The organism is Flavobacterium sp. F52, assembly GCF_000278705.1.
GTDB lineage: Bacteria > Bacteroidota > Bacteroidia > Flavobacteriales > Flavobacteriaceae > Flavobacterium > Flavobacterium anhuiense.
On record NZ_AKZQ01000012.1, the window covers coordinates 1 to 7993 of the forward strand.

5 protein-coding genes are annotated in these 7993 nt (G+C 34.9%); all 5 read right to left on the minus strand.

What is annotated here, in order from left to right; translation table 11 throughout:
* Positions 1–1293, minus strand: a 1293-nt coding sequence (locus FF52_RS04315; protein WP_008463265.1) for a hypothetical protein, incomplete at its 3' end; no start/stop codon positions are given.
* Positions 1280–2740 (minus strand): RagB/SusD family nutrient uptake outer membrane protein, encoded by a 1461-nt coding sequence (locus tag FF52_RS04320; RefSeq protein ID WP_237718520.1) that lies wholly within the window; start codon positions 2738–2740, stop codon positions 1280–1282. The genes FF52_RS04320 and FF52_RS04315, both read right to left, overlap by 14 nt.
* Before the next feature lie 4 nt (positions 2741–2744).
* A complete protein-coding gene (locus tag FF52_RS04325; protein ID WP_237718521.1) occupies positions 2745–6176 on the minus strand; it encodes a SusC/RagA family TonB-linked outer membrane protein in 3432 nt (1143 codons plus the stop codon).
* Positions 6115–7218, minus strand: coding sequence for a FecR family protein (locus tag FF52_RS04330; protein WP_008463271.1), 1104 nt, complete (start codon positions 7216–7218; stop codon positions 6115–6117). Before FF52_RS04330 ends, FF52_RS04325 begins: the two co-directional genes overlap by 62 nt.
* Before the next feature lie 67 nt (positions 7219–7285).
* Positions 7286–7885, minus strand: a complete 600-nt coding sequence (locus FF52_RS04335; protein WP_008463273.1) for an RNA polymerase sigma-70 factor — start codon at positions 7883–7885, stop codon at positions 7286–7288.
* Positions 7886–7993 lie beyond the last annotated feature (108 nt).

Consider the following 7993-nt stretch of genomic DNA (forward strand, 5'->3'; position numbering starts at 1 on the left):
TCCTTCGCCAGAAATGGCAATAACATGAGTATTTGTTGCACTTGATCCGATTGTAATGTCTTGTGGAATTACTAAAACAGTTCCTTCGGTTTTGCTGTTTCCGTTTGCAGGGAAAAATTCCAAAGCAGATTTAATATTGAATCCAGGAGAAATTGCAGCAGAGTTGCTTTCGTTAGAAAACCATCTTTTTAAACCAAAAGAATTTACTGTATTGGTTCCGCTCGCAACATTAAATCCGATTTTGAAAGCATCGTGATACACATCGTCATTAGGATTTGTTGTTCCTTTATCGCTATATAATATAGCATTCGGATCATCTTTTGTAACTACAACAGGAAAAGTCAGAGCGTTGAAAGTTTGCCAAGTACAAGTGGTTCCGTTGCTAAACCAATGTTCTCCATAAGTCAAATAAAACGCATTTGTAGGATCGGTAAATTTTGATGCTGGATTTGCCTGAATATCTCTTAGAGATTTTATTGGTTTTACAATTGTCAGATTGGTGTTTCCTGTAGCAGTGTAATTAGGAATATTTATTAAAGTAATTTTTGATTCGTAACGGGCATCATCATTTTGCAGATCTTCCAAAAGAGTTAAATGATATGTTACAGAACTTCTGTTATCGCCAAAATCATCGTGCGTTAAAGAATATTCAAAACCGTTTTGAAATTTGAAAAAATTAGCATTTTTAATTTCTTCAGGGAAAAAGCCATTAGGGAAGTTCACTTCAAAATCAATTGTTTCGCCTACTTCGCCTTTGACATTATACTGCGTTACAGGAAAAGTGTAGTTAGTTGCAATTGTTCCCAAATCAATTTTGAAAGTATTGTTTGGATATGCTGTGTTTAAATTTCCTATATGAATATCAGGATCAGAAACCGTTTCGAGTTTTAGATTGATGCTTTGGTTTGCAGCCCATCTTTTATCAAAAGAAACATAAATGGTATCTGTTAATTTACTGCCTTGAAACGAAAGCTGATTTACCGGATTTACACTAAAGCTATCGCTCACGCCTGATGTTTCAGCGCTGAAATTAGCCGTTACCGTTTCTTTTAACGAACGTGTCGTTAAGGTTACAGGGACTTTTAATGTTTTTACAGACTTGTTTTCATAAGTAGATTGCGGGACTAAACTTCCGTTTATAGTTGGATATTCTAAAGGAGTGTTATCTGCTTTAACCAAAAAGTTGAATCTTATATAGGGATCTATATCAGAACCTAATTTATAATCATCTTTTGAGCACGAAATGTATAATAGCGCTGTTAATAATAGGCTGAATATCTTAATACGAGTCATTTTGCTGCAAGTTTGGGTTAAGATTTGTGTTGAATGTTGGTATTGGCAATACGTATTTTAGAGACGGATACGTCAAACTGCATACATTTGCAAGACAGCCGTCAGTTCTTGAAACGTTTTTATGGTTTCTCGCAATATCAAAGAATAAAAAGCCTTCAAAGCATAATTCTTTCCTTCTTTCTAAAAAGATATTTTCTTTTAGACTTGTTGTATTGGTTAATAATGAAGCATTTGCGCGGGCGCGAATCGTATTGATGTCCGCCATTGCCAAATCTGCTCTGTTGGTTTCTAAAGCGGCTTCGGCACGAATTAGATACATTTCGCTAAGTCTAAATGCTACATAACCAGCATTATCTTGAAATTTTTTTGTAAAGCTGTAATTCACGTAAGTTTGTACGCCTTCAACCAATGTAAAAAGCGGTTTTATCAAGAATAATTGTTTTCTTAAATCTGAGCTTTCATATAAATTAATCAAATCATTTGAAGCCGTATATTTTTCAAAACTTTGATCTGTATTGTAGCCAAAAACTTTTGACATTGATCCTGCAACATTGTTTTCATTATCCTTAGGAATAGCAAATTCAAGCAAAATTTCTGAAATAGGAAGGTCTGGTTTTTCCCATTCTGCAATTAAACTTTCTTTGCTGGTCAATATAGCTCCAGAATTGGTAATAACATCATTTGCTGTTTCGTAAGCATTTGTCCAATCTCCTTTTTGAAGATAAACTCTAGCCAATAAAGCTTTTGTATTTTTTTGGTTAAAGAAAGAATACGCAGCACCAGAAAGCAAAGAACTATCTGAATAATTGGCTATAGCTGTCTGCAAATCATTAATAATTAAAGCATACGTTTCTGCAGCAGTTTTTCTTGCTGGATATTGCACGCCTCCTTTTATAGATGCAGTGCTGTAAACGATTCCTAGATGTGAAGCGTCGGCAGTATAGTTATAATCCTGACTGTAAACCAGCGATAAAAGAAAATGCGTATAAGCTCTTATGGCCAAGGCTTCTGCTTTTATCTGATTTTTCTCTGCATCAGTAGCGTCGGTTAGGGAAGGAGTGTATTCTAAAATTAGATTTGCCTGATTTATGATATCATAACTATCATCGTAAAATAGTTTGAAATTACTGGTCAGCGCCTGATCATCAAAAGAATAAACCTGTTCAACATTTGAGGGAGTCGAAACTTGTCCTCTAAGACTTCCTGTTGCAATTGGCGTAAACTTGATGTTTCCGCCTTGTAAATCAGCATAAACGGCGTACCGTTCTGTTCGAACATTGGCTTCCAACGAAGAATAAAGTCCTCTAAGCGCTTGTAAAACACCTGTTTTATTCTGCAAAAGTTCGTCAATAGAAGTTTGTGTTCCAGGTTCTTGTTCTAAAAAGTCACTGCAGCTTTGCAATGAAAGGAATAGAAAGAATATTGATAAGTATTTTGAATATTTCATTTTCTTAAAATTTAGCATTAACCCCTAGAGAAATTGTTCTTGCCTGCGGATAAATAAAACTATACTCTCGTACGCCGTTCAATCCTTTTGGACTTTTTTCTTTGTACCAATACGCCACATTTGTAGCATCAGCAAATACAGAAAGTGCATCCAGAAAAGTCTTTTTTAACGGCACATTATAACTTAAATTAATATTGCTGATTCTGATGTAAGTTGCGTCATAAACATACTTGCTTAAGTTGGTTATTATTGGAGAAAGCGTCACAGCAGATTGTGTAACGTTGTCACCAGGATTTCTCCAGTAATCGTAGGCATTTACAGAAAGGTTTCTATTTGATGTTACGTTATATTGATCTATAAGAACATTTGATGCTAAAAGATCACCGCCAATTTGATAATCACCTCTAATAGATAAAGTTAGATTATTGTAGAAAGTGAAATTATTATAGAAACCACCATAGGCATCTGCCTGTTTGTCTCCAATGGGTTCCCAGTCGGCAATCGTATATAATTCGCCATACGTTTTCGCATCGTAAACCTGACCATTTTTTTGAATAAGATCTCTTCCTGTAGCTGGATCTACACCTACCCATTTGACTCCCCATAGTGTTGTAGTGCTGTAGCCAATTTTTTGTGCCAATGCGAGATTTGCTACAGAATAGTCGCTTCCTAAACCTTTTAAATCGGTTACTTTGCTGTCTACTGTAGAAATATTAAATGCCGTTGTCCATTTAAAGGCGTTGCTTTTTACCCATTTAATTCTAGTAGTAAGTTCAAAACCTTTGTTGTACATGCTTGCAGCATTTAATTGTATAGAACCATAACCCGTTTCGGTAGGAATATCTCTGGCTGTAATCAAATCGCTTTTATTGTCATAGTAATATTCTAAAGTCAATTCGACTCTTTTGAAAACATTAAAATCAAATCCAGCGTTGAATTTTGTGTTTTTTTCCCAGCTTAATCTTCCGTTCGGCGCTGCTCCAGGCGTTGCTTCAGTACCGCCATTGTATCCGTTTTGACTTACATTGTATAATCCTTTAGATCTGTACGAACCAATTTTTGAATTTCCTGTTGTACCATAACTTGCTTTTAATTTTAAGAAATCGATCCAAGAATTAGAGCTTAAAAAGTTCTCGTTGCTAATAATCCATCCTGCGCCTAAACCTCCGTTATGAGCCACATCAGTATCATCTCCAAAAACAGAACTCTGATCGCGACGATAATTGGCCAATAAGAAATAACGTTTTTTGTAATTGTAATTTAACTGTGAAAACAAAGAAACTCTGGAGTTATAGCTTATTTCGCTTCGGTAGCTTTGTCCGCTCGTAGATTCATTTTCAGGTGTATCAGGATTGTCGTCTCTTATTGCTTCAGACACTTTATGAATATATTCTGGATTCAAAAATCCAACTCCAGATTTGTAATTGAAATCGGTTTTATCTTCAGCAAGTTCAAAACCAATTATACCATCAATTTCATGAGTTTCGTTCCATTGTTTATTGAATAAAGCTTGTCCTTGCCAGTTCCATTTTGTAGAATTTCTCTGATTGATAAGACGGCGCCCCCAAGCTGGACGTGAAATTCCATCCAACATAAAAGTGCCATTGTACTGTCCGCTTTCATTTGCTGCAGAGAAGTATCGATCCTGTTCTTTATCGGTATAATCCATACCAAAAAGAGTAGAGAATCTAATGTTTTTACTAAGTTTATAAGATAAATTCAGACTTCCTAAAAGACCAAAAGTTTGCGCTTCGTTTTTGTTTTGCTCAATTGCTGCCAAAGGATTTCCCCTAGTAGAACCGCTTACGCCCAAATCGGCATAAGAGCCATCAGCATTATAAACGGCAAGGGTTGGAAGGTAGGCAAAACTATAAAAGATGTTTGGAGCATCTTTTTGTACAAAACTTGGGTTTAGCATTAAATTAATATCCCATTTGCCAGAATTATAACCTAAGTTTATTCCAGCATTTAGCTGTTTGGTTTCATTTCCAACCTGCGGTTCGTCAATTTTTGTATAGCTTATGTTTGTACGGTACGAAAATTTAGAAGTAGAACCCGAAACATTAAAATTATACTTATTGTATATTCCTGCGCGGTTTAATATATTGAACCAATCTGTGTTAATGCCGTTGTAAGAAACGGGAACATAACCAGGTGTAGTATTCTTCATAAACTCATTTCGCAGTTCTGTGTATTGCTCTCCGTTTAAATATTTAATCTGATTAATGGCAGAAGAAACTCCAAGCTGATTTGAAAAACCAAATTGTGTTTTTCCTTTTTTACCCTTTTTAGTTGTAATCAAAATCACGCCATTAGCTCCATCAGCACCATAAATTCCAACTGCTGCGGCATCTTTTAAAACAGAAATAGTTTCGATATTTTCTGGTGCAATTTTCATTAAAGGATTTGCCAGATTTTCGGCAAAATCACCACTTCCGTTAAAATTGGCGCTGTCAATAGCATATTCCTCACTCATTACAACACCGTCAACAATAAAAAGAGGCTGAGAAGAAGTTCCTGAAATGGCACCGCTTAAAGAAGATAAAGTTCCTTGCCCGCGAATATTGATTTTAACTGGTCCGCCAACACCAGAAGTATTTTCGACCAAAACCCCTGCAATTTGTCCTGTAATCATTTTGTCAAAACTTTCAGAAGCCTGTTCAACTGCGATGTCTTTTGCCTGTAAAGTCGAAATACTTCCGACAATTTCTTCTTTTAATTTTGTAGTTCCATAAGAAGAAGTAATGATAACAGGATTCAATTCATCTGTAACTTCTTGAAGATAAAAAACAAATTCTTTTTTGTATCCCGCTGTTTGCGATTGTGGTTCCATTCCTAAATAAGCAACTTCAAGAATCTGATCCTTAATGTTTTCGCCTTTTAGTTCATAAGCAAATTTTCCATTTGAATCGGTTATGGCACCCATTCCAGTTCCATTTACGCGAATAGTGGCACCAGAAAGAGGCTGTTTGTCTTTTGCGCTGTAAACTGTTCCTTTAATCATCCGTTCAGTTTCCTGGTTACCAGAATTAGATTTATCAACTCGAGTCGCATCTGTCAATAAAACTTGCTTTTTCTGAATGTAGTAGGAGATATTCGTACCTTTCAGCAACTTCTTTAAAGCTGTTTCTAAGGTGGCATTATTGACATCTAAATCAGCTAATTGATCGGTATCTATTTTTTTTGCATTATAAATGATTCTAAAATCACTTTGTTCTTCAATAGATTTGATAATTAGGCTTATAGGTTTATTTTTTACGTGTAATGTTATGAGTTTATTCTGAGAAAATCCTTTAAATCCAGATAAGAGAATGGCTAAGAAAAACAGAATTTTTCTTAAAAAGGGCTGTATCGTAAATGTCATGGTTATGTATTTATCGCGGATTGGTAATTGTAATGGTTTTTTGGTCAATTGAATAATTAAAAGGCGTGTCACGCTTTAGAAGATCTAAAATGTTTTCGACACTAGATTCGCTAATTTTAATTGTACCCGTAAAATTCTGTTTGGCCAAATCAGAATTTTCGTTGATAATTTCAACATCATAAGTACGCTGAATAATTTTAGCGATTATAGAAAATGGCGTGTCTTTAAAAGCAAGCTCACCTTTTGTCCAGGCAACATAAAAGGCTGTATCGACTTCTTTTACAGCCAGTTTTTTCGAGTTATTCTGCCATGTTGCCATTTGATTTGGTTCTAACAGAATAGCGTTAGTAGAATTAGCAGCTTCAGACATTCGAATGCTTCCCTCAATTAATGTACTATTAACTGTAGGGTTTTCAGGATATGCGCTCACATTAAAGGTAGTCCCGAGAACTTCAATATCTGCCTGATTTGCATGAACGATAAACGGATGCATTTTATCTTTTGCCACTTCAAAAAATGCTTCACCGGTTAAGTATACATCTCGGTTTCCATTTAGACCAAACTGTTCTGGATAACGTAAACTTGTTCCCGAGTTTAAACTCACAATAGTACCATCTGAGAGTTTAAGTTTGAAACGTTTTCCGTACGGAACAGAGAGAGTATTGTAAATCACTTTTTGATCTGCGACTTTACCAAAATAAACAATTTCATTCGGAAATTTTTTGGCAATCAATTCGCCTTTATCATTTAGCAAAGCAGTCTGAGCTTTTCCAGATAAATATTCCAGACGGCCGTCGCCCAATTCCAGAACAATTTCTTTTGGATTTTCAGTTGTTTTGTTCAATAAGAAAATAGTCGTTCCTAAGCCCAAAAATACTAAAAATATCGCAGCGTACTGTACATATTGTCTGATTTTATTTTTGGGTTGCATCTGGATTACCGGAGCGGTTTCAATAGATAAATCAGAAGAAAGAGTGGTTAATGCCCAGATCTTCTTAGCCTTTATAAATTGATTTTTGTTTTCGTCAGATGCCTCGATCCAGTCAAAAAGTGCCTGAACTTCTTGTTCCGAAGCTTCATTAGAAAGGTATTTGCTTATTATTTCCGATGTCATGTTTGCTTTTTTAAACTTCTCACATTATAAGTACACCTCAGAATTAAAATACCCTATCTTTTTATTCTTAATTATTATAAATAAGGATAAAAATTAAGAACAAATAATCAGATAATCTGGTCTTTAGAATTTTTAAAGCCTTTGTCATGTGGGCTTCTACGGCTTTTAGTGAGACTCCCAATTCTTCGGCGATTTCTGCATTTTTTTTATTTTCAAAGCGTTTTTTTATAAAAACTTCTCTGGTTTTTGGAGGCAGATAGCTGATAGATTCCTGAATAATGCGTTCTAGTTCGGTTAATTCTAGAGGGTCGAACTGAATTGAATTTAAAACTTCAATATTCAATTCTCTTTCTTTGTGGTTTAAGAGGTTATTTTTGAATTTGTTCTTCACTTTGTTGTGACGGATCAAATTCAAGCATTTTGATTTGGCATAAGTAAACAAGAAAGCTTGAATTCCGTTTATAGATTCCACATTTTCTCTGTTTTGCCATAGGTGTAGTAAAGCTTCCTGGGCCAGATTTTCAGCTTCGTCCTGATCATAAATAAACTGAATGCTGAAAGACTGGATTCTCTTAAAATATTTATCGTAAAAAAACTTGAATGCAGTTTCGTCGCCTTCCTTAAAGGAATGGAAAAGATCTAATTCGAAACGGACATTCTTATTCATTAAACGAAATTTACTTTGGAAAAAGCAATATTAAGTAAATTTTAAAAACAACTCAATTTTGCTCAGAAAGCGGCAAATATAAAAGTTTATTTATATTAATTCTAAATA